Annotated in this window: 19 protein-coding genes; 9 read left to right on the forward strand and 10 right to left on the reverse strand. The window is 73.6% G+C overall.

Translation table 11 applies throughout. The features are described from left to right. The first annotated feature begins 1 nt into the window (after position 1). Complete coding sequence (locus AGRA3207_RS27075) at positions 2 to 997, forward strand: zinc-dependent alcohol dehydrogenase family protein (protein WP_231329821.1); 996 nt, start codon at positions 2 to 4, stop codon at positions 995 to 997. Positions 998 to 1012: 15 nt separating this feature from the next. Here AGRA3207_RS27075 and AGRA3207_RS27080 read toward each other — a convergent pair whose 3' ends face one another. Next, a complete protein-coding gene (locus tag AGRA3207_RS27080; RefSeq protein ID WP_231329822.1) occupies positions 1013 to 1876 on the reverse strand; it encodes a class I SAM-dependent methyltransferase in 864 nt (287 codons plus the stop codon). A gap of 153 nt (positions 1877 to 2029) precedes the next feature. Then, positions 2030 to 2191 carry a hypothetical protein gene (locus AGRA3207_RS27085; protein WP_231329823.1) on the reverse strand — a complete coding sequence of 54 codons (162 nt, stop codon included), beginning with the start codon at positions 2189 to 2191 and terminating at the stop codon, positions 2030 to 2032. Positions 2192 to 2333: 142 nt separating this feature from the next. Between AGRA3207_RS27085 and AGRA3207_RS27090 the strand changes: the two genes are divergently transcribed. Both AGRA3207_RS27090 and AGRA3207_RS27095 read left to right on the forward strand, forming a co-directional pair. After that, a complete protein-coding gene (locus tag AGRA3207_RS27090) occupies positions 2334 to 4370 on the forward strand; it encodes an MFS transporter (protein ID WP_231329824.1) in 2037 nt (678 codons plus the stop codon). A gap of 117 nt (positions 4371 to 4487) precedes the next feature. Beyond that, positions 4488 to 5636 carry an acetyl-CoA C-acetyltransferase gene (locus tag AGRA3207_RS27095; RefSeq protein WP_231336405.1) on the forward strand — a complete coding sequence of 383 codons (1149 nt, stop codon included), beginning with the start codon at positions 4488 to 4490 and terminating at the stop codon, positions 5634 to 5636. Between the two features lie 364 nt (positions 5637 to 6000). Here AGRA3207_RS27095 and AGRA3207_RS27100 read toward each other — a convergent pair whose 3' ends face one another. The 3 genes from AGRA3207_RS27100 to AGRA3207_RS27110 form a co-directional block, all read right to left on the reverse strand. Beyond that, entirely contained in the window at positions 6001 to 6819 is an 819-nt protein-coding gene (locus AGRA3207_RS27100) for a class I SAM-dependent methyltransferase (protein WP_231329825.1), read from the reverse strand. A 139-nt stretch (positions 6820 to 6958) separates the two neighbouring features. Further along, positions 6959 to 7819, reverse strand: a complete 861-nt coding sequence (locus tag AGRA3207_RS27105; RefSeq protein ID WP_231329826.1) for a lipoate--protein ligase family protein — start codon at positions 7817 to 7819, stop codon at positions 6959 to 6961. Between the two features lie 171 nt (positions 7820 to 7990). Continuing rightward, positions 7991 to 9733: an acyl-CoA dehydrogenase family protein gene (locus AGRA3207_RS27110; protein WP_231329827.1), complete on the reverse strand. Its 1743-nt coding sequence runs from the start codon at positions 9731 to 9733 to the stop codon at positions 7991 to 7993. An 81-nt stretch (positions 9734 to 9814) separates the two neighbouring features. Here AGRA3207_RS27110 and AGRA3207_RS27115 point away from each other — a divergent pair, with 81 nt between their 5' ends. Next, entirely contained in the window at positions 9815 to 10009 is a 195-nt protein-coding gene (locus AGRA3207_RS27115; protein ID WP_231329828.1) for a hypothetical protein, read from the forward strand. A 176-nt stretch (positions 10010 to 10185) separates the two neighbouring features. Then, entirely contained in the window at positions 10186 to 10905 is a 720-nt protein-coding gene (locus tag AGRA3207_RS27120; protein WP_231329829.1) for an IclR family transcriptional regulator, read from the forward strand. A gap of 28 nt (positions 10906 to 10933) precedes the next feature. On the opposite strand, the gene AGRA3207_RS39925 is transcribed toward AGRA3207_RS27120, so the two are convergent. The 4 genes from AGRA3207_RS39925 to AGRA3207_RS27145 form a co-directional block, all read right to left on the reverse strand. Next, positions 10934 to 13903 (reverse strand): helix-turn-helix transcriptional regulator, encoded by a 2970-nt coding sequence (locus tag AGRA3207_RS39925; protein ID WP_273699946.1) that lies wholly within the window; start codon positions 13901 to 13903, stop codon positions 10934 to 10936. Positions 13904 to 13993: 90 nt separating this feature from the next. Then, the gene (locus AGRA3207_RS27135) at positions 13994 to 15022 is read right to left on the reverse strand and encodes an ABC transporter permease subunit (protein WP_231329830.1); all 1029 of its coding nucleotides are present in this window, start codon (positions 15020 to 15022) and stop codon (positions 13994 to 13996) included. After that, positions 15019 to 15903, reverse strand: a complete 885-nt coding sequence (locus AGRA3207_RS27140; RefSeq protein ID WP_231329831.1) for an ABC transporter ATP-binding protein — start codon at positions 15901 to 15903, stop codon at positions 15019 to 15021. Before AGRA3207_RS27140 ends, AGRA3207_RS27135 begins: the two co-directional genes overlap by 4 nt. Then, positions 15900 to 16292 carry a GntR family transcriptional regulator gene (locus tag AGRA3207_RS27145; RefSeq protein ID WP_231329832.1) on the reverse strand — a complete coding sequence of 131 codons (393 nt, stop codon included), beginning with the start codon at positions 16290 to 16292 and terminating at the stop codon, positions 15900 to 15902. Before AGRA3207_RS27145 ends, AGRA3207_RS27140 begins: the two co-directional genes overlap by 4 nt. 77 nt (positions 16293 to 16369) lie before the next feature. Here AGRA3207_RS27145 and AGRA3207_RS27150 point away from each other — a divergent pair, with 77 nt between their 5' ends. The 4 genes from AGRA3207_RS27150 to AGRA3207_RS27165 all read left to right on the forward strand — a co-directional run bounded on the left by AGRA3207_RS27150 (position 16370) and on the right by AGRA3207_RS27165 (position 20240). Continuing rightward, positions 16370 to 16933, forward strand: coding sequence for a helix-turn-helix domain-containing protein (locus tag AGRA3207_RS27150; RefSeq protein ID WP_231329833.1), 564 nt, complete (start codon positions 16370 to 16372; stop codon positions 16931 to 16933). Positions 16934 to 17030: 97 nt separating this feature from the next. Beyond that, positions 17031 to 17960, forward strand: coding sequence for a deoxyribose-phosphate aldolase (deoC, locus tag AGRA3207_RS27155; RefSeq protein WP_231329834.1), 930 nt, complete (start codon positions 17031 to 17033; stop codon positions 17958 to 17960). Between the two features lie 2 nt (positions 17961 to 17962). Next, entirely contained in the window at positions 17963 to 19393 is a 1431-nt protein-coding gene (locus tag AGRA3207_RS27160) for an aldehyde dehydrogenase family protein (protein ID WP_231329835.1), read from the forward strand. Beyond that, on the forward strand, positions 19365 to 20240 hold the full coding sequence (locus tag AGRA3207_RS27165; RefSeq protein ID WP_420830784.1) for an aldehyde dehydrogenase family protein: 876 nt from the start codon (positions 19365 to 19367) through the stop codon (positions 20238 to 20240). The genes AGRA3207_RS27160 and AGRA3207_RS27165 overlap by 29 nt, the downstream gene beginning before the upstream one ends. Here AGRA3207_RS27165 and AGRA3207_RS27170 read toward each other — a convergent pair. Continuing rightward, complete coding sequence (locus AGRA3207_RS27170) at positions 20131 to 21513, reverse strand: hypothetical protein (RefSeq protein WP_231329837.1); 1383 nt, start codon at positions 21511 to 21513, stop codon at positions 20131 to 20133. The genes AGRA3207_RS27165 and AGRA3207_RS27170 overlap by 110 nt on opposite strands. Between the last annotated feature and the right edge of the window lie 14 nt (positions 21514 to 21527).

A 21527-nucleotide genomic window follows, 5' to 3' on the forward strand; every position in this document is an offset into this window, starting at 1 on the left:
CGTGCGCGCCTGGTCGGTCGGGACACCGGCGCCGATCGCCGCGCGGCCGCTGCGCCGCGCCGACCGCGACGTCCCGTCACCGGGACCCGGCGAGCTGCTGGTCCGCGTCCTCGCCTGCGGCGTCTGCCGGACGGACCTGCACGTCGCCGAGGGCGACCTGCCCGTCCACCTGCCGGGCGTGACACCGGGACACGAGATCGTCGGCGAGGTCGTGGACGCGGGCCCGGGGACGCTGCGCGCGGCGGGCGACCGGGTCGGGGTGGCCTGGCTGCGCGGGACGTGCGGCGCGTGCCGCTTCTGCCGCCGCGGCGCCGAGAACCTCTGCCCCCGCTCGGTCTACACCGGCTGGGACGCCCACGGCGGGTACGCCGAGTTCGCGCTCGCGGCGGACGCCTACGCCTACCCCCTCCCGGACGGCCTGGACGACGTCCGCGCCGCTCCGCTGCTGTGCGCGGGAATCATCGGCTACCGCGCCCTGCGCCGCGCCGCTCCGCCCCCGGGCGGCAGGCTCGGGATCTGGGGCTTCGGCGGCTCCGCGCACCTCGCCGCGCAGATCGCGCTCGCCGAGGGCGCCGAGGTGCACGTGTTCACCCGCAGCCCCGCCGCCCGCGACCTCGCCCGTGACCTCGGCGCTTCCTGGGCGGGCGACTCCTTCGACACCGGCCCCGCGCCCCTGGACTCGGCGGTGATCTTCGCTCCGGCCGGGGGGCTCGTCCCCGCCGCGCTGGAGCGCCTGGACCGCGGCGGCGTCCTCGCCATCGCCGGGATCCACCTGTCCGACGTCCCGTCCCTGGACTACGGGCGCCACCTCTTCCAGGAACGCGAGGTCCGCTCGGTCACCGCCAACACCCGGGCGGACGGCGAGGAGTTCCTGACGCTGGCCGCCCGCCTGGACGTGTCGGTCACCACCCGGCCCTACCCGCTGGACGAGGCGGACCGCGCCCTCGCCGACCTCGCGGCGGACCGCTTCACCGGCGCCGCCGTCCTCGTCCCCTGAACGGCCCTCCCCGCGTCAGGGGATGGGCTCGGCGGCCAGGTGCGCCCAGGACTGGGTGAACCACAGCTCCCCGCCGATGATCCTGGGCTTCGCGCCGGTGCGGGGGCCGCCGTCCACCTCGTCGGTGAGGGCCTCGCGGATGCGGTCGGCGGCGGCGTCGTCGTGCGCGCCGTCCAGCCACGGCTCGACGGGCCGCTCGACGGTGAACACGTCCAGCCGGCGGATGCTGCCGCCCGCCGAGGTGACCATCTCGGTCAGCCGGGCGATGGACGGCGTGCCCGGATGGCGGGGGTCGCGCAGCCGCTCGATCCGGTCGCGGTCGGGCCCGGCCAGGTTCCCCCGGACGAGGTCGGCGACGACCAGCCGTCCCCCGGGCCGGCACACCCGCAGCAGCTCCCGCAGCACCGCCTCGGGCTCGCCGAGGTTGTAGAGCGAGAACCGGGCCGTGACGAGTGAGAAGGTGTCGTCCCTGTAGGGCAGCGCGGTGGCGTCCGCGCGGACGGTCGTGCCGTCCGGCCCCCCGGCGCCTCTGGGACGTTCCATGGGCGCCGGCGGGGTGGGGCGCAGGTCCCCGTCGGTGATCCGCACCGGGCTGTTGCGGGGGGTGCGGGGGGGCGTCCCCCCACAAGAGACCGGACCGGTCCCGAAGGTGACGGTCGTCATCCGGCCGCCCCGTCCCGCGGGCGCGGCGGCCGGCATCGCGTTCACGGCGGTCACATGGCGGACCCTCGGCCCGAGCGCGGCGGGCATCGGCCCGTCGCCGCGCGAGACGTCCAGGCAGACGTCGTCGCGGCCGGGCTCGGCGAAGTCCAGCAGTCGCCTCAGATGCGGGGCGAGCGCGCGGCCGCTGTCCTGGATCGCGGTCGCCGGATGCGGCACGGGTGCCCTCCCTCGGCTCGGGCCGGCCTCACCGGACGGGTGCCGCCCGCCCCGCCCGGGACGAACGGACGTGAAGCCGGTTTCGCCACGTATGACTCCCGGACCGGGCGGGAAGTTCGGCCCGCGGCGCCGGAAAATGCGGGCCCGATCCGGTCAGCCGTTGAGATGCTCGCCGTACAGCGCACCCACGACCAGCACGAACACGATGATCACCGCGACCCTCGTCGGCGCGGGGACGCGCAGCCGCACCGCCGCCCACCGCACGCAGAACGCGGCGAGGAGGGAAATGACGACGAGGCTCAGGATGCCTTCCATGGCCACCTTCGTTCCGGAGGGACGTGCCGCCTCCTAGAACCATAGAGGTGTTCGGCCGCCGGGTGGCCTTGCGCGGGCGTCGTGGATCGGCGGGGGATCTCCGGTGCCGGGTGGGTAGGTCATCCGGCGGAGGGGGCCTTCTATGACGGCGGAGACGGCGGCGCGGGACGAGCGGGAGATGCCGCGGGGCAGGGACCTGTACGTCATCCTGGGCGCGCTCATGCTGGCGATGCTGCTCGCCGCGCTGGACCAGACGATCGTGTCCACGGCCCTGCCGACGATCGTCAGCGACCTCGGGGGGCTCAACCACCTGTCGTGGGTGGTCACGGCGTACCTGCTGTCCGCCACGGCGTCAACGCCGCTGTGGGGCAAGCTCGGCGACCAGTACGGGCGCAAGCGGCTGTTCCAGACGTCCATCGTGATCTTCCTGGCCGGTTCGGCGCTGTGCGGGATCGCGCAGGACATGACGGAGCTGATCGGGTTCCGCGCGCTGCAGGGGCTGGGCGGCGGGGGGCTGATGGTGCTCGTCGTCGCGATCGTCGGGGACGTGGTGCCGCCGCGTGAGCGGGGTCGGTACCAGGGGCTGTTCGGCGCCGTCTTCGGCGTGGCGAGCGTGTGCGGTCCGCTGCTGGGCGGGTGGTTCGTGGACAACCTGTCGTGGCGCTGGGTGTTCTACATCAACGTGCCGATCGGGATCGTGGCGCTGCTGGTGATCGCGGCCGTGCTGCACGCGGCGGAACGGCGGGAGCGGCACCGCATCGACTATCCGGGCATCCTGCTGATCGTCGGCTGGTCGGTCGGCCTCGTGCTGATGACCACCTGGGGCGGCACCCGCTACGACTGGATCTCGCCGCAGATCATCGGCCTGGGGGCCGCCGCCGTCGCGCTGATCGGGGTGTGGCTGCTGGTCGAGCGGCGGGCCGTCGAGCCGATCATGCCGCCGCGGCTGCTCGGCGACCCGGTGTTCTCGCTCGGATCGGCGATCAGCTTCGCGGTCGGGTTCGCGATGTTCGGCGCGCTGACGTTCCTGCCGATCTTCCTGCAGGTGGTGCACGGGGTCTCGCCGACGCTGTCGGGCGTGCACCTGCTGCCGATGATGCTCGGGATGCTGTGCAGCTCGATCGGATCCGGGCAGCTGATCACGAGGTTCGGCCGGTACAAGGTCTTCCCGGTCGCCGGGACGCCGATCATCGCGGTGGCGCTGTACCTGTGCTCGCGGCTGGACGAGGACTCCTCGACGCTGTCCATGAGCCTGCGGTTCGCCCTGCTCGGGTTCGGGCTGGGGCTGGTCATGCAGGTGCTCGTCATCGCCGTCCAGAACGCCGTGTCGTACGAGGACCTGGGCGCGGCGACGTCCGGGGTGACGTTCTTCCGGCAGATCGGCGGCTCGTTCGGTGTCGCGGTGTTCGGGTCGGTGTTCAGCAACCGGCTCGCCGCGCACGTCGAGGACCTCGCCAAGGACCGGCTTCTGCCGCCGGGGTTCGACCCCGCGGCGGTTCAGGGGAACCCCAAGCTGCTGGACCGGTATCCGGAGCAGGTGAAGGACGGCGTGCTGCACGCGTACGCGCAGTCGATCGACACCGTGTTCCTCTGGGCCGTCCCCGTGGCGGGGGCCGCGTTCCTGCTCACGCTGTTCCTGCGCGAGGTCCCCCTGCGGGCGACGTCGCAGGCCCCCGACTATGGCGAGGGGTTCGGCGCGGCGCCCACCGTCCGGTCGTCCCGGCACGAGATCGAGCGCGCGCTGAGCGGGCTGATGCGCAGGGACCCGCGGGCACTGGAGCTCTACGACCGGCTGGGCGGCCACGCGGGCGTCGGCCTGCCCGCCGGGAGCGTGTGGGCGCTGTGCAGGATCGCCAAGGACGGGACGGTCACCGGCGCGGAACTCGCCGAGCGCGCGGGCGTCTCGGTCGAGCACGGCAGGCCGTATGTCGACCGGCTCGTCGAGGCCGGGCACGTGGTGCGGCAGGACGGCGTGCTCGCCGTCACCCCGTCCGGGCGCGCCACCGCCGAGCGGCTCTTCGCCGCGCGCCGCGACGGGCTCGCCCGGCATCTGGACGGCTGGTCGCCCGAGGAGCATCCCGAGCTGGCGGAGCTGCTGACGCGGCTGTCGCACGCGTGCCTCGGCGACGACGCGGACGGCCGTGAGATCTACACGCGGCCCGGCGCCACGCGCAGGTGATATGGCTCCGAGATCCAGCTCACATGGCGTCGCGGCGTCCGCGATGTAATCTCGTACTGACAACCGAATCCCACTCGGTTTCGGGACGGAACCCCAACTCTTTGCATGGGAGGCGTAGTGGCCGAGGCGTACATCGTCGGTGCGGTCCGTACCCCCGTCGGTACGAAGAAGGGCGCCCTGAAGGACGTGCACCCCGCCGACCTCGGCGCGCACGTGCTCAAGGAACTCATCGACCGCACCGGCGCCGACCCCTCCGCGGTCGAAGACGTGATCATGGGCTGTGTCATGCAGGTCGGGCCGCAGTCCCTCGACATCGCGCGCACCGCGTGGCTGTCGGCGGGGCTGCCGGAGGGCGTGCCCGGCGTGACCATCGACCGCCAGTGCGGCTCCTCCCAGCAGGCGATCCACTTCGCCGCGCAGGGCGTGCTGTCGGGCACCCAGGACCTGGTCGTCGCGGCCGGCGTCGAGCAGATGGCCATGGTCCCGATGGGCTCCTCGGTCACGTTGGCGATGGAGAAGGGCATGCCCTTCCCCTACGGCGAGGGATGGGCCGAGCGGTACGGCATGCAGGAGGTCTCCCAGTTCCGCGGCGCGCAGCTGATGGCCGAGAAGTGGGGGTTCGGCCGCCGGGACATGGAGGAGTACGCGCTGGAGAGCCACCGGCGGGCCGGCAAGGCCATCGAGGCCGGCTACTTCGACCGGGAGACCGCGCCCTTCGCCGGCCTCGCCAAGGACGAGGGCCCGCGGCCCGACACCTCGCTGGAGAAGATGGCCGGGCTCCAGCCGCTGCGCGAGGGCTGGGACCTCACCGCCGCCGTCGCCTCGCAGATCTCCGTGGGGGCGTCCGCGCTGATGATCGCCTCGGAGGAGGCCGTCAGGCGGCACCACCTGACGCCGCGGGCGCGCGTCCACACCCTCGCGGTGTGCGGCTCCGACCCGGTCTACATGCTGACCGGCCCGATCCCGGCGACCGAGAAGGCCCTCGCCCGCGCCGGGCTCAAGATAGGCGACATCGACGTGTTCGAGGTCAACGAGGCGTTCGCCCCGGTGCCGATGGCATGGGCCAGGGACACCGGCGCGTCGCTGGAGAAGACCAACCCCAACGGCGGCGCGATCGCCCTCGGCCACCCGCTGGGCGCCACCGGCGGCGTCCTGATGACCAAGCTCCTCCACGAGCTGGAGCGCACCGGCGGCCGCTACGGCCTCCAGGCCATGTGCGAGGGCGGCGGCCAGGCCAACGCGACGATCATCGAGCGGCTGTCCTGACGGGGTGCACCGGACGGCCCCTGGGGGGTCCGATGGCGGGAGCCTCCCCTCCCGGGCTCCCGCCACCGGACCGTCGGACCACACGGGAACTTCAGTGGCTGGCCTTCGTGGTCACGGTCCGCGGAAGCAAGACGGTGCTTCTCCGCCTGGAGAGGCGACCCGTGACCCGTCCGGCCACTGCCCAGTCTGGTGGCGCGGCGCCGTCCCCGCATCAGGACCGCCCCCGAATCGGTATACCGAGAACCGTCATCGTCCGAGGTCAGTCAGATGACGGACATAGCGGCCCCCTGCGGCGGCCCCGAAAAGCACGGAAGGGCGGACCCTTCCACGGGTCCGCCCTTCCGGGACGTTCTGGGGAGGCCGGTCAGCGCGGGACGCGCGCGACGCAGAAGACCGTCTGGCCGAACGGCGGCCGGATCAGCCGCTCGATGCCGCGCGTCAGCGGCACCACCGTGCGGTCGTAGATCTTGACGAGCCTCGGGTCGGGGTAGCCGGCGCCGCCGCGGCGGACGGCGAACCACCAGGCGATGCCGCCCAGGAAGTTGATCGGCTTGAGCACCTCGGGGACGAGCCCGGCCGCGCGGACGCTGGCCTCCAGCGTCGCCGGGGTGTAGCGGGTGACGTGCCCGACCTTACGGTCGAAGTCCCCGTAGAGCTGCATGTAGCCGGGGACCCAGATGACGATCCGGCCGCCCGGCAGCGTCACGGCCGCGAGGTCGCGCAGGGCCTGCGTGTCGTCCTTGATGTGCTCCAGGACGTTCATCATGACGACCGTGTCGACCTTCTGCCGGATGTTCACCTCGGCCGGCAGCTCCAGGTCGATGACCTCGACGTCGTCGTTGCCCTCGTACCTCTTGCGCAGCTCGCCCACGCAGTACGGGTCGTTGTCGCTGACGACGAGGTAGTCGAGCCGCCCGGCGAACTGCTCGGAGAAGTGCCCGAGCCCGGATCCGATCTCCAGCAGCGAGCGTCCCACGTGCGGGGCGACCGTCTCGTACTCGTACCTGCGGTAGTTGCGGGCCTCGTCACCGCCGAGGTGGTTCTCCAGGGCCCCCTCACCGGCGGCGGGCTGGACGAGATCGCCCTCACCCGCCGGGGAGCCGGCCGGTCCGGGCTTCTCCCGGGTGCCGACGAGGTTGAGGAGGGTGCCTGCGATGGACTTCTTCTGACCAGGTGGCTGCATACTTCCCGCTCGCTGGGTGCGTTGGCGTTCGGCTTCTCGTTCGCCGGATCGAGGGACCGGATCCCCCCGGAATGGTCCGATCTCTGGCGCAAGGTCGGGACAGTCTACCCATCCGTACGGGTGGGTTGAGGCGCGACGGTCACGTTCGTCCGCTGAACTGCCTCGCCGCCGCCGCACGGGGACCGGTGAGATGCCAGGCCAGATCACCGTAGCGCACCGCGTGGAGATGGTCACGGACCGCACGCTCGACCGCGTCCGGGCGGCGGGTGCGGACGGCGCCGAACTCGTCCATGACCGCGCCGAGCACCGCGGCGCGGACCGCGTCCACCGTCATGCCCGGCCCGAGGTCGGCGAGCGCGGGCCGGGCCGCCCCGCCCGCGCGTCCGCCGGACGCGGTGCAGCGGTGGGCGGCGCGGCCCCCGGCGTGGCGGGGGGCCGGGCGCACCTGGACGGCGACGTGGGAGAGGCAGGCGCCCCTGGTGTGCAGCCGCGCGCCCTGCACCACCCGGCCGTCGCGCAGCGCCTCGCCCGCCACGCCGAGCCCTTCGAGGGCCGCGACCACCAGGGCGTCCAGCGAGACGCGGTGGCCCGGCCGCTGGACGAGGCTGAACGCGAGCGTCCCGGAGTCGAACCAGACCGCGCCGCCGCCGGTCGCGCGGCGGACGACGTCGATGCCGTCTCCGGCGCAGGCGACCAGGTCTACCGCGCGCGCGACGTCCTGGAAGCGGCCCACCACGACGCTCGGCGAGCTCTGCCAGACGCGCAGCACGGGCGGCTGGGGGCGTGCGGGCCGGTCCTCGGCCGCGTCGGGCGGGTCCTCGCCGCGCCGCACGGCGGTGCGCGGACCCGGGACATGCGGGACGGACCGCAGCGGATCGGGCACGCGCCGGGCGGGCACGCGCGAGGCGCGGGCGCGCAGCGCGGCGGCGCGGGCCAGGGCCTCGTCCAAGGCGAGGTTGCGCGCCGCGTCGCGCGTGTCGTCGAGGATGACGCTGAGCATGGCGCCGCCGCTCCTCTCCCGTCGCGCCCTCCGCGGTGAAAACCGCAGCGAAAACCGCAGCGCACCGCCCGATCCGGGAACGGGCGGTACGCCGCGGTCGGTCACCGGTGAGAAAACTATCTCCTTTGCGCTCCGATTGCATGCGGATAGTTTTCTTTTGGCGACGGAGAGTCATCCCATGGTCCGGTGAACGGTCCCCTTCCCGCTCGGGCCGGGGTCGGACGGGGCGATCCACGGCCCGGGAATGGACGGATCCAGCACGCCCTCCTCCACCCAGGCGAACCGGCCGTCGAGGACGGCGCGTGCCAGCCTGACGTCCATGGCGTCGGTGTTGCGCCACAGCCCCTCGAACAGTTCCTCCACGCGGACGCGCGCCTGCCGGCAGAACGCGTCCGCGAGCAGCGGGGCGGACTCGCCGGGAGCCGCCGCGGGCCCGGTGCCGCCCCGGCCCGCGCCGGTGACGGGGCCGTCCGGCGACGCGTCGGCGTGGGCGCGCACGCACACGGCGCTCATCGCGTACAGCTCGGCGCCGATGTCGACCATGCGGCCGAGGAATCCCTGCCGGTACTCCAGGCCGCCCTGCCAGCGCCCGGCCGCGTAGAAGATCGACCGGGCGAGCTTGCGGGACGCGCGCTCGACGTAGCGCAGGTGCCGCGCCAGCGGGCCGAACTCGCCGTAGGAGCCGGGCCGCAGCCCGGGGCCGGTGACCAGCGTCGGAAGCCACCGCGCGTAGAACCCGCCCGCCTTGGCCGCCGCCCGCGCCCGCTCCCCGGGGGACGCGCCGGGGTCGATGACGCCGCCCGCCGCCGCCAGGTGCGCGTCCACCGCCTCGCGGGCGATCAGCAGGTGCATGATCTCGGTGGAGCCCTCGAAGATCCGGTTGATCCGCAGGTCCCGGAGCAGCTGCTCGGCGGGCACGCCGCGCTCGCCGCGGGCGGCGAGCGACTCGGCGGTCTCGTAGCCGCGGCCGCCGCGCAGCTGGACGAGCTCGTCGGCCACGCGGCAGGCCATCTCCGACGACCACAGCTTGGCCAGCGCCGCCTCGATCCTGATGTCGTTGCGCTCGTCGTCCGCGAGCTGGCCGGACAGGTCGAGCATCGCCTCCAGCGCGTACGCGGTCGCGGCGATGAACGCGATCTTCCGGGACACCGCCTCGTGCTCGCCGACCGGGCGGCCCCACTGGACGCGTTCCCCGCACCACTCCCGCGCGATCCTCGCGGCCCACTTGGCGCCCGCCGCGCAGATCGCGGGCAGTGACAGCCGCCCGGTGTTGAGCGTGGTCAGCGCGATCTTCAGGCCGGCGCCCTCCTCGCCGATCAGGTTGGCCGCCGGGACGCGCACGTCGTGCAGGCGCGTGACGCCGTTCTCGATGCCGCGCAGCCCCATGAACGCGTTGCGGTTCTCGACGGTGATGCCGGGCGAGGCCATGTCCACGATGAACGCCGAGATCCCGCCGCGGTGCCCGTCGGACTTCGGGACGCGCGCCATCACGACGACGAGGTCGGCGACGACGCCGTTGGTCGTCCACAGCTTGACGCCGTTGAGGACGTAGGAGTCGCCGTCCGGGACGGCGGTGGCGCGCAGCCGCGCCGGGTCGGAGCCCACGTCGGGCTCGGTGAGCAGGAACGCGCTGATCTCGCGGGCGCAGCGCGGCAGCCAGGTGTCCTTCTGTTCCGGCGTGCCGAACATCTTGACCGGCTGGGGAACGCCGATGGACTGGTGCGCCGACAGCAGCGCGCCGAGCGCGGGGCTGACCGATCCGACGACCATCAGGGCGCGGCCGTAGTAGAGCTGGCTGAGCCCGAGGCCGCCGTGACGTTCGGGGACCTTCATGCCGAGTGCGCCGAGCGACCGCAATCCCGCGACCACATCGTCCGGAATGCGTGACTCGCGCTCGATCAGTACCGGATCCACCTTCGTCGCGCAGAATTCGGTGAGCCGGGCCAGGAAATCCTCACCCCGGCGTCGTGCCTCGTCATCGGGCCGCGGATGCGGATGAACAAGATCAAGACGGAAATCACCCAGAAAGAGCTGTTTCCCAAAGCTGGGGGACCGCCATTCGGTTTCGCGCGCCTCCTCGGCGACCTTACGGGCGGTCCGTTCGTCCACGGGATCGGCGCTGTGACGCGGCTGGCTCATGCCGGCTCCTTTGAAGCGACTTCCTCCGTCCCGAAGCTACTCCCCGGTTGACCTCGGAGTAGTCGTGGTGGGGGACTGGCGTGTCGCGTGCGATTCACGAAACCATTCCTAACGACCATCAGAAGTGATGCAATGGACGTGTACCGCCAAAGTCCTTGACCCGCCCGTGCCTGAAGGGTTCGCTGTGCGTGATGGATGAGCCACGCAGGCCCACTCTGATCGCCTCCGTGCAGCGTGCCCTGCATCTCATGGAGGCGGTGGCGTCGCATCCGAGCGGGGCGCCCGCCAAGCAGCTCGCCCGCGAGGCCCGGCTGCCCCTCGCCACGACCTACCACCTGCTGCGCACGCTCGCCCACGAGGGCTACGCGACGCGGCTGTCGGACGGCGTGTGGGTGCTCGGCGACCGCGTCCAGTCCCTGCACGGGCGGAGCCGGATGCAGCAGGTGCTCGCGGCCGTCCGCCCCGTCCTCACGGGCCTGCGCGACGAGCTGAACGTCGCGGCCTACTTCAGCCTCCACGTGGACGACGAGATCCAGCTGATCGACGTCGCCGACGGCCCCCGCACCCCGCGCGTCGACCTGTGGGTCGGGTTCGCCGACGCCGCGCACGCGACCGCGATCGGCAAGTGCGTGCTGAACCAGCTCGACGAGGACCGCCGCCGCGACTACCTGGCCCGGCACCCGCTCGTCGACCTGACCCCGCACACCATCACCGAGCCCCGGCGGCTGCTGGAATCGCTGTGCACGTCCGACGGCCTGTCGCTCGACCGCGAGGAGTACGCCCTCGGCACCGGATGCGCCGCCGTCCCGGTCGCCGACGGCACCGGGCCCGTCGGCGCGCTGGCCGTCTCCTGCCGTCCCGGCCGCCTCCCGAAGATCGAGGCGGCCGCGCAGCGGATGCGCGCCACCGCCGCCCAGATCCAGCGCACCCTGACGCTGGCCACCTGAGACGACGCCTCCGGCGCCGCCCCGCCGGTCAGGTGGCGCGCTCGCGTGACGGCCGGCGCGTGACGGACGGGCCCTCCCGGCTCGCGATCGCGGCGAACAGCGCGAGCCGGTGGGCGGTGGCGGCGGCCTCGCCGCGGGTGGCGACGTCCAGCTTGCCGAGGATGTTGGAGACGTGGACGCTGGCCGTCTTGACGGAGATGAACAGCGTCTCGGCGATGTCGCGGTTGCTGCGGCCGTCGGCGACCAGGCGCAGCACCTCGTACTCGCGGGGGGTGAGGCCGAGCGGGGCCGCGGCGTCCGCGCCGGTGCGGCGCGGCCCGCGGGTGCGGCGGCGCAGGTCGTCGACGCGCTCGGCGAGCGGGCCGGCGCCGAGGCCCGCCGCGAGGTCCGCGGCGGTCTGCAGCCGGTCGGAGGCCCCGTCGTGGTCGCCGCCCGCGAGCGCGGCCTCCGCGGCGCCCGTCAGCGCCTCGGCCCGGTTGAAGGGGTTGCCGAGGGCCTCCCACGCGGCGGCCGCCGCGTCCCAGGCGGCGAGGTCCAGGACGCCGCGGGCGCGGGCGGCGGTGGCGTCGAACGTCAGGCGCAGCGCGTGCAGCAGCGGGCCGCCCGTCCGCAGCGTCGCGGCGCGCTCCACGATCGCGTCCAGGTCGGCGGACGCGGCGTCGCCCAGCCCGGCGCAGATCCGCGCGCCGAGGATGAGCACCGGCCAGGTGTAGCGGGCCTCGTCCGGCAGCCCGGCGTGCCCGATCACCTCGCGCACGGCGTCCAGGGCGTCGTCGTGACGGCCCTCCGCGAGCGCCAGCCGCGCGTCGAGCCGCAGGGTGGCGAAGTAGTCCTGCGTCTTCAGCCACTTCATCTTGAGGTTCATGACCTCGCGCGCCCCGGCGAGCTGCTCGCGGGCGCCGCAGATGTCGCCGCGGGCCAGCGCGATCTCCCCGGCGAGGACGAGCAGGGACGTGCGGGTCGTGATGGCGGGTTCCTGCTCGACGGCGTGGGAGAGGACGGAGAGGGCCTCGTCCCAGCGGCCGAGCGACACCAGCGGCTCGGCCTGGTTGATGCAGAGGAACGTGCCCTGGGTGCGGCTGACACCGTACTCGCGGGCCTGCTCCTTGCCGATCCGGGCGACCTCGGCGGCCTCCTCGTGCCGTCCGGCGCCCTCCAGGAAATGGGATTTGATCACGGCGTAGCGCAGCGTGACCCGGTGGTTGCCGCTGCTCAGCGCGGCCTCCTCCACCTCGGAGAGCTCCAGGGGCTGGGAGCCGTAGTCGAGGTCGGCGCAGAACAGCGTCATGAGCGCCTCGGCCTCGGTGACCGGGTCGTCGAGCTTGCGGGCGATCTCCAGCGACTCCTTCGCCGCGGTGCGCGCCTGCCCGATGTCGGTGGTCAGCCGGACGTAGGTGGCGAGCGTGGCCAGCACCCGGGCGTGCAGCGCGGTCGGCGGGGTGCCCTCCAGCGCCGTGACCGCGGCCTGGAGGTCCTCGACGAAGCCGGGGCGTGCCACCTGGTAGCACATCCGGGCGCGGCGCTCCAGGAGCGCGGCCGTGCGGGCGCGTGCGTCCGCGCCGTCGGCGGCCGTGTCCCCGGCCCCGATCTCGCGCAGCCCGGCCGTGGCGAGCTTGATGCCGCGGTCGTACTCACCCGCCATGTCCGCGGCGGCCGTGGCGTCCTCCAGGACGCGGCAGTGGTCGGCGCCGATGCGCTCTGCGGCGTCGGGCACCCGGTCCCACAGTTCGAGGACGCGCGAAAGCATCGCCAGGCACTCGGCGTACGCGAGCGCCTTGCGGGCGTCGGCGGCGGCGCGCCACGACGCGACCAGCGCCCACGTAGCGTCGTGGGCGGCCAGCCAGTGGTGGCTCAGCTCCACCCAGAGCCGCCCGGACGGGACGAGCCCGGGGGCGTTCTCCAGGGCCTCGGCGTACCGGGTGTGCAGGCGCGTGTACTCGCCGGGCAGCAGGTCGTCGTGGACGGCCTCGCGGATCAGCGCGTGCCGGAAGGCGTAGCCGTCGCCGTCGACGACCAGCACGTTCGCGGCGACGGCGGGCCGCAGCACCCGGGTCAGCGCGGTGTCGTCGAGCCCGGACACCGCGGCGAGCAGCGCGTGCTCGATGCGGGTGCCGCCGCCGCTGGCGTCGCGCAGGACGTCCTGCGTCTCGTCGGGCAGCCGCTGGACGCCCGCGAGCAGCAGGTCGCGCAGCGACTCGGGCAGCTCGCACGCCAGCGTCCCGTCGTCGTCCAGCAGCGCCTCGACGAACAGGGGGTTGCCCTCGCTGCGCGCCTCGATCCGCTCGACCAGGCCGGGCGGCGGCGTGTCACCGAGGGTCTGGGCGACGAACGCCGCGACCTCCGCGCGCGACAGCCGGCTCAGCTCCAGCCTCCGGACGCGGTCGGTCCGCTCCAGCGCCCCCAGCAGGGGCCGCAGGGGATGCGTGCGGTGCAGCTCGTCCGTCCGGTAGGTGGCGACGATCAGCAGGGGGACGGCGCCCACGTTGCGGACGAGGAACGCCAGCAGGTCGCGGGTGGAGCGGTCGGCCCAGTGCGCGTCCTCGATGACCAGCACCACCGGGCCGCGCTCGGCGAGCCTCTCCAGCAGGGCCAGGACCACCTCGAACAGCCGGGCCCGTTCCTCGCCGGACGCGGCGTCGCTCTCCGGCTCCCCGAACTCCGGCAGCAGCCGCGCCAGGCCGCCGGTGTCACCGCGGGGGACGAGACCGGCGACGCCGTCGATCCCGATGTCGCGGACGAGCCCGCGCAGCACGGTCGTGAAGGGGGCGAACGGCAGGCCGTCCGAGCCGAGCTCCAGGCAGCCGCCGACCAGCAGCCGGGCCCGCGGGCCGCCGGGCCCCTCCAGCCGGGCGGCGAACTCGCGGATCAGGCGCGTCTTGCCCAGGCCCGCCTCGCCCCCGACCAGGACGGCGCCGGGGGCGGCGGCGAGGGCGTCCTCCAGTTCCCCGAGCTCGGCCGACCTTCCGACCAGCAGGGGACTCATCGCGTGCGCGCTCACGTCACAAGCATGCCAAAAAGATCGGACATTCCCACTCGAATTTCGTCCCCGGGGATCGTGCCGGAACATCCGCCGCGACGGCCCCGCGGGTCAGGACAGACGGCGGCGGACCCAGAAGAAGCAGAAACCCGACAGGCCCGCGGCGATCAGGGCGAACAGCCCGGTCTCCCTCCACTGGAGGGCCCAGAAGCGGCTGCCCGGGTGGTAGGTGATCTGCTGCCGGTAGCCGAGGCGGGCGATCTCGGCGAAGCAGCGCGGGTCGGGGCCGGGCGGCTTCCCGTCGGCCGGCCTGACCGCCGGGGGCTGGCAGGCCGCCGCGCGGGGCAGCCACCTGACCTGCCGGCCGGACGCGTCGACGGTGTGGCTGGAGAGCGTCCATGCCTCGGGGTCCGCGAGGCCCGCCGACACCGACATGCCGTCGGGGGTCAGCGACAGGTCGTTGACGTTCTCGGGCGTGATCGTGATCGTGGCCCGCTTCGGCGGGATGAGGTCCGGGCGGACCAGCTGCGGGACGGCGATCTGGACGAGGGCGAAGACGGCGAGGGTGATCGCCATGGCGGGCAGCGTCCGGCGGACGAGGACGCCCACGGTGACGCCGAGCGCGAACGCGAACGCCGCGTACCCGATGGGCGCGATGCCGCGCGCGTCGAACATCAGCGGTGACAGGCGCGGCAGGCGCTTGCCGGCGGCCTCGTCCAGGGGATCCGACCACAGGGCGACGGCGAGGCAGGCGAGGCCGGCGGCGGCCATGGCGACGGCGGCGACCAGGCCGAGCTTGACCGACAGCCAGCGGGTGCGGCTGACGCTCTGGTTCCACACCAGCCGGTGGGTGCCCGACTCCAGCTCGCGGGTGATGATCGGCGCGCCCCAGAAGGCGCCGATCAGCCCCGGGACGACGATCACGAGCGAGGCCAGGCCGAAGAAGTAGGCGCGGCGCTCGTCGAAGAACCGCGTGCTGAACCGGGTGCAGTCGCCCTGGGCGGTGCAGGCGGCGAGCCCGTTCGCGTAGTCGTCGGACAGGCCCGGGCCGGTGGCCGTGAGGACGGCGGCGAGGACCGCCAGGCCGCCCGCGGCGATCAGGGCCTGGACGCGGAACTGGCGCAGTGTCAGCCAGATCATCGGAGGGCCTCCAGGGCGGGGCGGTCGGGGGTCTTCGGGGTCATGTAGGCGAGGACGAGGTCTTCCAGGCCGACCTGCCCGACCGTCCAGGCGGGGTCGTGGATCGCGCCCTCGGAGCGGACGAGCAGTGTGCTCTGGCGGTCGGTGTGGCTGGCGGTGACGACCTCCTGGCCCGCCGGGAGCCGCGCGGGGTCGCGGCGGGGCCCGCTGAGCCGGTGGTGGGAGGCCAGCAGGTCGTCCACGTCTCCGGCGACGCGGACGCGGGAGTCCACGAGCACGATGAGGTGGTCGCAGACCCGTTCCAGGTCCGACACCAGGTGCGAGGACAGGATCACGCTCAGGGAGTGCTCGGTGGCGGCCTCCATGAGCCCGGAGAGGAACTCGCGGCGGGCGAGCGGGTCGAGGGCGGCGACGGGCTCGTCCAGGATCAGCAGCTCGGGCCGTTTGGCGACGCCGAGGGTGAGCGCGAGCTGCGCGCGCTGGCCGCCCGACAGCCTCCCGGCCTTGCGGGACGGGTCGAGGCCGAGGCGCCCGATCCGCTCGCGGGCGAGCGCGCCGTCCCACCCGGGGTTGAGGCGGGCGCCGAGCCTGAGGTGGTCGTCGACGCTCAGCCCGGCGTAGGTGGGGGTGTCCTGCGCGACGAACCCGACCTTGGCGAGCTGGCGGGGGCCGCTCGCGGGCCGTCCGCCGAGCACCTCGATGGCGCCCGCGGACGGGGCGAGCTGCCCGACCGCCAGGTTCAGCAGCGTCGTCTTGCCCGCGCCGTTCGGGCCGACCAGGCCCACGACCCGGCCGGGCGGGATCTCCAGCGTGCAGTCCGACAGCGCCCAGCGCCTGCCGTACCTCTTGCCCAGCCCCTGGGCCTTCAGGACGGCGCTCACGCTATGTCCTCCTGAGCGCCGGACCGAAAGGTCGTCATGAACAGCGCCTCGATGCTCTCGTCGTCCAGCCCGGCGAGGCGCGCCTTGGCCAGCCAGCGCCGCAGGTCCTGGCGCAGGGGCCCGTGCGCGGCGAGCGAGGCGTCGGCGAGCGTCCGCGTGACGAACGTGCCGACGCCGGGCCGCGCCGCGACGAGGCCCTCGTGCTCCAGCTCCCGGTACGCCTTCAGGACGGTGTTCGGGTTGATCGCCAGCTGCGCGACCACGTCCTTGACGGTCGGGAGCTGGTCGCCCTCCCGCAGCAGGTCGAGCCGGAGCGCGTGCCGCACCTGGCGGACGAGCTGCAGATACGGGGAGACCCCCGAGCCGGCGTCCAGATGGAACTCGATCATCGGCCACCTCCATTCATCTATTCTCCTAGTACTTTAAGACTCTAATCTGGTGGTCTGTCAACAACTAGACTGCGGCCATGAAGGACGATGCCGAGCCCGTCATCCTCGACGACCCGGGGCGGATCAAGGCCCTGAGCCACCCCCTGCGGCGCCGGATCCTGCACCGGCTGCGCGTGCACGGCCCGGCCACGTCCACGACCATCGGCGAGGTGCTCGGCGCCAACACCGGGACGACCAGCTATCACCTGCGCCAGCTGGAGAAGCACGGCTTCATCGAGGAGGTCCCCGAGCGCTCGGGCGGCCGGGAGCGCTGGTGGCGCCCGGCCGGGCAGCGCGACCTGCGGATGCCCCCGCCGGAGGCGCTCGCCCCGCAGGACCGTCCCGTCCTCGCCGAGCTGCTGCGCGCCGGGCACGCCGAGGACATGGAGATCCTCGCCCGGCTCCCCGCCGGATACGAGCGCGAGCCCGCCTGGGCGCGGCTCTCGCGCGGTTTCGCCCACATGACCGAGGAGGGCCTCGCCGCGTTCTTCGAGGACTACGTCGCCCTGCTGCACCGGCACGCGCACGGGCCCGAGGACGCGCCGCCCGGCGCCCGCCCCCTCCACATCCGCCTCTTCTCGCTTCCCGCCGACGAGACGTGACACCCGGCCCGCTCCGGAGGCGGCGAAGGGCCGTCCCTGTGCGGAGCCGGAGCGGGCCCGTTTTGTGCGGCCGCCGGACATCGGCGATGCTGGGGACGTGTCAACGGAGACCCTCACCGGCGCCGCCGGACTGCGCGCGTTCCTGGACGGGCTCCCCGGCGTCGACCAGGTCGGCGCGGAGGAGCGGGCGGCGCGGCTCGCGTCGCGCTCGATCAAGACCACGGCGAAGGCCGAGGCCATCGACCTCGCCGTGTCGATGGTCGACCTGACCACCCTGGAGGGCGCGGACACGCCCGGGAAGGTGCGCGCCCTGTGCGCCAAGGCCGCCCGCCCCGACCCGTCCGACCCGTCCGTCCCGAAGGTCGCGGCGGTGTGCGTGTACCCCGACATGGTCGAGGTGGCGGTGACGGCGCTCGCCGGGACGGGCATCGGCGTCGCGAGCGTCGCGACCGCGTTCCCGTCCGGCCGGGCGCCGCTGGCGGCCAAGCTCGCCGACACCCGGGCCGCCGTCGAGGCGGGCGCGAGCGAGATCGACATGGTCATCGACCGGGGCGCGTTCCTGGCCGGTGACCTGGCGAAGGTGTTCGAGGAGATCGTCGCGGTGAAGGACGCCTGCGGCGGCGCCCACCTGAAGGTGATCCTGGAGACCGGGGAGCTCGCCACGCTGGACAACGTGCGGCGCGCGTCGTGGCTGGCGATGCGCGCGGGCGCCGACTTCATCAAGACCTCCACCGGCAAGGTCGCGCCCGCCGCGACGCTGCCGGTCACCCTGGTCATGCTGGAGGCCGTCCGCGACCACCGCGCCGAGACCGGGCGGCAGGTCGGCGTCAAACCGGCCGGTGGCATCAAGACCACCAAGGACGCCGTCCGGTACCTGGTGCTGGTGAACGAGACCGCCGGGCCGGACTGGCTGACCCCGCGCTGGTTCCGGCTCGGGGCGTCCAGCGTCCTGAACGACCTGCTGATGCAGCGCCGCAAGCTCTCCACCGGGGTGTACGCCGGTCCCGACTACTTCACCCTGGACTGACCATGGTCTTCGAGTACGCGCCCGCCCCCGAGTCCGCGGCGATCGTCGACATCCGCCCGTCCTACGGGCTGTTCATCGGCGGGGAGTTCACCGACGGGCACGGTGAGCCGTTCAAGTCCGTCAACCCGTCCGACGAGACCGTCCTCGCCGACATCGCCCGCGCCGACGAGCAGGACGTGGACCGCGCGGTGAAGGCGGCCCGCACCGCGTTCGACACCGTGTGGGCGCCGATGCCGGGCGCCGAGCGCGCCAAGTACCTGTACCGGATCGCGCGGATCGTCCAGGAACGGTCCCGCGAGCTCGCGGTGCTGGAGTCGATCGACAACGGCAAGCCGATCCGCGAGTCGCGGGACGTCGACGTGCCGCTCGCGGCGGCGCACTTCTTCTACCACGCCGGATGGGCCGACAAGCTCGCGCACGCCGGGTTCGGGCCCGACCCGCGCCCGGTGGGGGTGGCGGGCCAGGTGATCCCGTGGAACTTCCCGCTGCTCATGCTCGCCTGGAAGATCGCCCCCGCGCTGGCGTGCGGGAACACGGTCGTGCTCAAGCCCGCCGAGACGACCCCGCTCACCGCGCTGCTGTTCGCCGACATCTGCCGGCAGGCCGACCTGCCGCCCGGCGTCGTCAACATCGTCACCGGCGCCGGCGAGACCGGGCGGGCGCTGGTGGAGCACCCCGGCGTGGACAAGGTCGCCTTCACCGGCTCCACCGAGGTCGGACGCCAGATAGCGCGGTCGGCCGCGGGCACCGGCAAGCGGCTCACACTGGAGCTCGGCGGCAAGGCGGCCAACATCGTGTACGCCGACGCGGCCCTGGACCAGGCCGTCGAGGGCATCGTCAACGGCATCTTCTTCAACCAGGGCCACGTGTGCTGCGCCGGATCCCGGCTGCTCGTGCAGGAGCCGGCCGCCGCCGAGGTCATGGACCGGCTCAAGGCCCGCATGGCCACCCTGCGGGTCGGCGACCCGCTGGACAAGAACACCGACGTCGGCGCCGTCAACTCCGCGGCCCAGCTCCAGCGGATCGAGGAACTGGCCCGCGCGGGGGAGGAGGAGGGCGCCGAACGCTGGTCGCCCCCCTGTGAGCTGCCCGCGCAGGGGTTCTGGTTCGCGCCGACGGTCTTCACGAACGTCGCGCAGTCGCACCGCATCGCCCAGGAGGAGATCTTCGGGCCGGTGCTGTCGGTGCTGACGTTCCGCACGCCCGACGAGGCCGTCGCCAAGGCCAACAACACCCCGTACGGGCTGTCCGCCGGGATCTGGACCGAGAAGGGCTCCCGGATCCTGTGGACGGCGCAGCGGCTGCGCGCCGGAGTGGTGTGGGCCAACACCTTCAACAAGTTCGACCCGGCCTCCCCGTTCGGCGGCTACAAGGAATCGGGGTTCGGCCGCGAGGGCGGACGCCATGGACTGGAGGGCTACCTCGATGCCTGACCGGCTGAGCGTCCGCAAGACCTACAAGCTGTACATCGGCGGCGCGTTCCCGCGCTCGGAGTCCGGGAGGTCGTACCCGGTGAGCGACGCCAAGGGGAACTTCGTGGCCAACGCCTCGCAGGCGTCCCGCAAGGACGCCAGGGACGCGGTCGTCGCCGCCCGCAAGGCGTTCGGCGGCTGGTCGTCCCGCACGGCCTACAACCGCGGCCAGATCCTCTACCGCGTCGCCGAGATGCTGGAGGGACGCCGCGCGCAGTTCGTCGACGAGCTGCGCCAGGCGGGCCTCGGCAAGTCCCAGGCCGCCGCGGAGACGGACGCGGCGATCGACCGGTGGGTGTGGTACGCGGGGTGGGCCGACAAGCTCGCCGCCGTCACCGGCTCCTCCAATCCCGTCTCCGGGCCGTTCTTCAACTTCTCCACCCCCGAACCGGCCGGGGTCGTCGCGGTCGTCGCGCCCGACTCGCCGCTGCTCGGCCTCGTCTCGACGGTCGCCCCGGCGATCGTGTCCGGCAACACCGCCGTCGTGGTCGCCTCCGAGCCCGCGCCGCTCCCGGCGGTCACGCTCGCCGAGGTCCTCGCCACCTCCGACCTGCCCGGCGGCGTCGTCAACATCCTCACCGGCCGCCGCGCCGAGCTGGCGCCCTGGCTCGCCTCGCACATGGACGTCAACGCCATCGACCTCACCGGCGCCGCGGACGGCGACGTCCGGGCGCTCCAGCAGGCCGCCGCGGGCAACCTCAAGCGCGTCCTGCGCTCCACCCCCGGAGACTGGACGGACGCGCCCGGCACGGGTCGCATGACGGCGTTCCTGGAGACCAAGACCGTCTGGCATCCTGCCGGGATCTGACGCGGAAATGACGGAGTGAGTGTAGAGCGTCACCAAGTGTGGAATAGATCTCCCCGTAACTGATCATCACTGGGGGGAGATCAGTGCCTACCAACACCGCATCGCGTACGACGTCGAGCCGAGGTACGGCCAGTCGTACGAAGAGCACATCAGCGAACAAGTCCACGGCCGCCAAGAAGCCGGCCACCAGGAGGACGTCGTCCGCCGCGAGGTCGTCGGCGTCCCGGACCACCGCGAGGACGGCGTCGAGCCGCTCGACGGCGCGCTCGTCCACGACGGCGCGCAAGACCGGCACCTCGGGGAGGACCACCGCCAGGCGCACGAGCGCCGCGTCGGGCCGGACGTCCTCGGCGGCGGCCACCCGCGTGACCAAGGCCGCGAGCCAGGCCAAGGCCGCCGCGACGCAGATGAAGTCGGTCGCGACCAAGGCGTCCACGTCGGCGAAGGCCATGACGGCCATGACCAAGGCGATGACGACCGCGACCAAGGCGATGACCGACGCCGCCAAGGCGATGGACTCGGCGGCCAAGGTCATCACGATCACGGCGAAGTCGACCACCGCCCGCGCGGGCTCGCGGTCCACCGCCGCGCGGAGCACCGGCTCGCGCAGCACCGCTTCGCGCAGCACGGGTTCACGTAGCACGGGCTCGCGGAGCACCGCCTCGCGCAGCACCGGCTCACGCAGCACCGGCTCACGCAGCACCGGCTCGCGGAGCACGGGCTCACGCAGCACGGCGGCGCGGAGCACCGGCTCGCGTTCGGGCACACGGGCGTCGACGGCGCGCAGGAGCACGACGTCCGGCACGTCCACGGCGCGCAAGTCGTCCACGGCGGCCACGGGCCGGTCGAGGTCGACGGCATCGGCGCGGGTGGGGGCGGCCAAGTCGTCCCCGGCCCGCAAGACGGCCACGTCCAGGGCCAAGGCGTCCACGTCGAGGTCGTCGGCGGCCAAGCCGAAGACGTCCGCGGCCCGCACGTCGACCTCGTCGCGGACCACCGCGGCCAGGCCGCGCGCCACGGCGTCCAAGTCCGCGACGACCCGCAAGACCACGGCGCGCAAGGCACCGGCCCGCCGCGACACCGCCGCCGCGACACCGCCGGGGCCGATGGTCGAGCCGAAGACCAACGGAGGCTCGCTCCAGCACTCGACCAGCTCGGACGGCGGCTTCCTGTCCGGCCTGACGGGCGCCGCCGAGCGGAGCCGCTGACCGCCGGTGCCGGGTGCGGAGCCCCTGCCCGCCCGCGGGACGGGGCTCTGCCGGAGTCCAGCCACGGACAGGGGGAGCC

Origin of the sequence: Actinomadura graeca, from assembly GCF_019175365.1 — a bacterium.
GTDB lineage: Bacteria > Actinomycetota > Actinomycetes > Streptosporangiales > Streptosporangiaceae > Spirillospora > Spirillospora graeca.

Bases quoted from the DNA above. Each gene is read 5' to 3' on its own strand.
- AGRA3207_RS27135 (WP_231329830.1), bottom strand. From the start codon at position 15,022: ATGATCTGGCTGACACTGCGCCAGTTCCGCGTCCAGGCCCTGATCGCC.
- AGRA3207_RS27165 (WP_420830784.1), top strand. From the start codon at position 19,365: ATGGACTGGAGGGCTACCTCGATGCCTGACCGGCTGAGCGTCCGCAAG.
- AGRA3207_RS27090 (WP_231329824.1), top strand. From the start codon at position 2,334: ATGACGGCGGAGACGGCGGCGCGGGACGAGCGGGAGATGCCGCGGGGC.
- AGRA3207_RS27100 (WP_231329825.1), bottom strand. From the start codon at position 6,819: ATGCAGCCACCTGGTCAGAAGAAGTCCATCGCAGGCACCCTCCTCAAC.
- AGRA3207_RS27150 (WP_231329833.1), top strand. From the start codon at position 16,370: ATGAAGGACGATGCCGAGCCCGTCATCCTCGACGACCCGGGGCGGATC.
- AGRA3207_RS27160 (WP_231329835.1), top strand. From the start codon at position 17,963: ATGGTCTTCGAGTACGCGCCCGCCCCCGAGTCCGCGGCGATCGTCGAC.
- AGRA3207_RS27105 (WP_231329826.1), bottom strand. From the start codon at position 7,819: ATGCTCAGCGTCATCCTCGACGACACGCGCGACGCGGCGCGCAACCTC.
- AGRA3207_RS27145 (WP_231329832.1), bottom strand. From the start codon at position 16,292: ATGATCGAGTTCCATCTGGACGCCGGCTCGGGGGTCTCCCCGTATCTG.
- AGRA3207_RS27115 (WP_231329828.1), top strand. From the start codon at position 9,815: ATGAACAAGATCAAGACGGAAATCACCCAGAAAGAGCTGTTTCCCAAA.
- AGRA3207_RS27085 (WP_231329823.1), bottom strand. From the start codon at position 2,191: ATGGAAGGCATCCTGAGCCTCGTCGTCATTTCCCTCCTCGCCGCGTTC.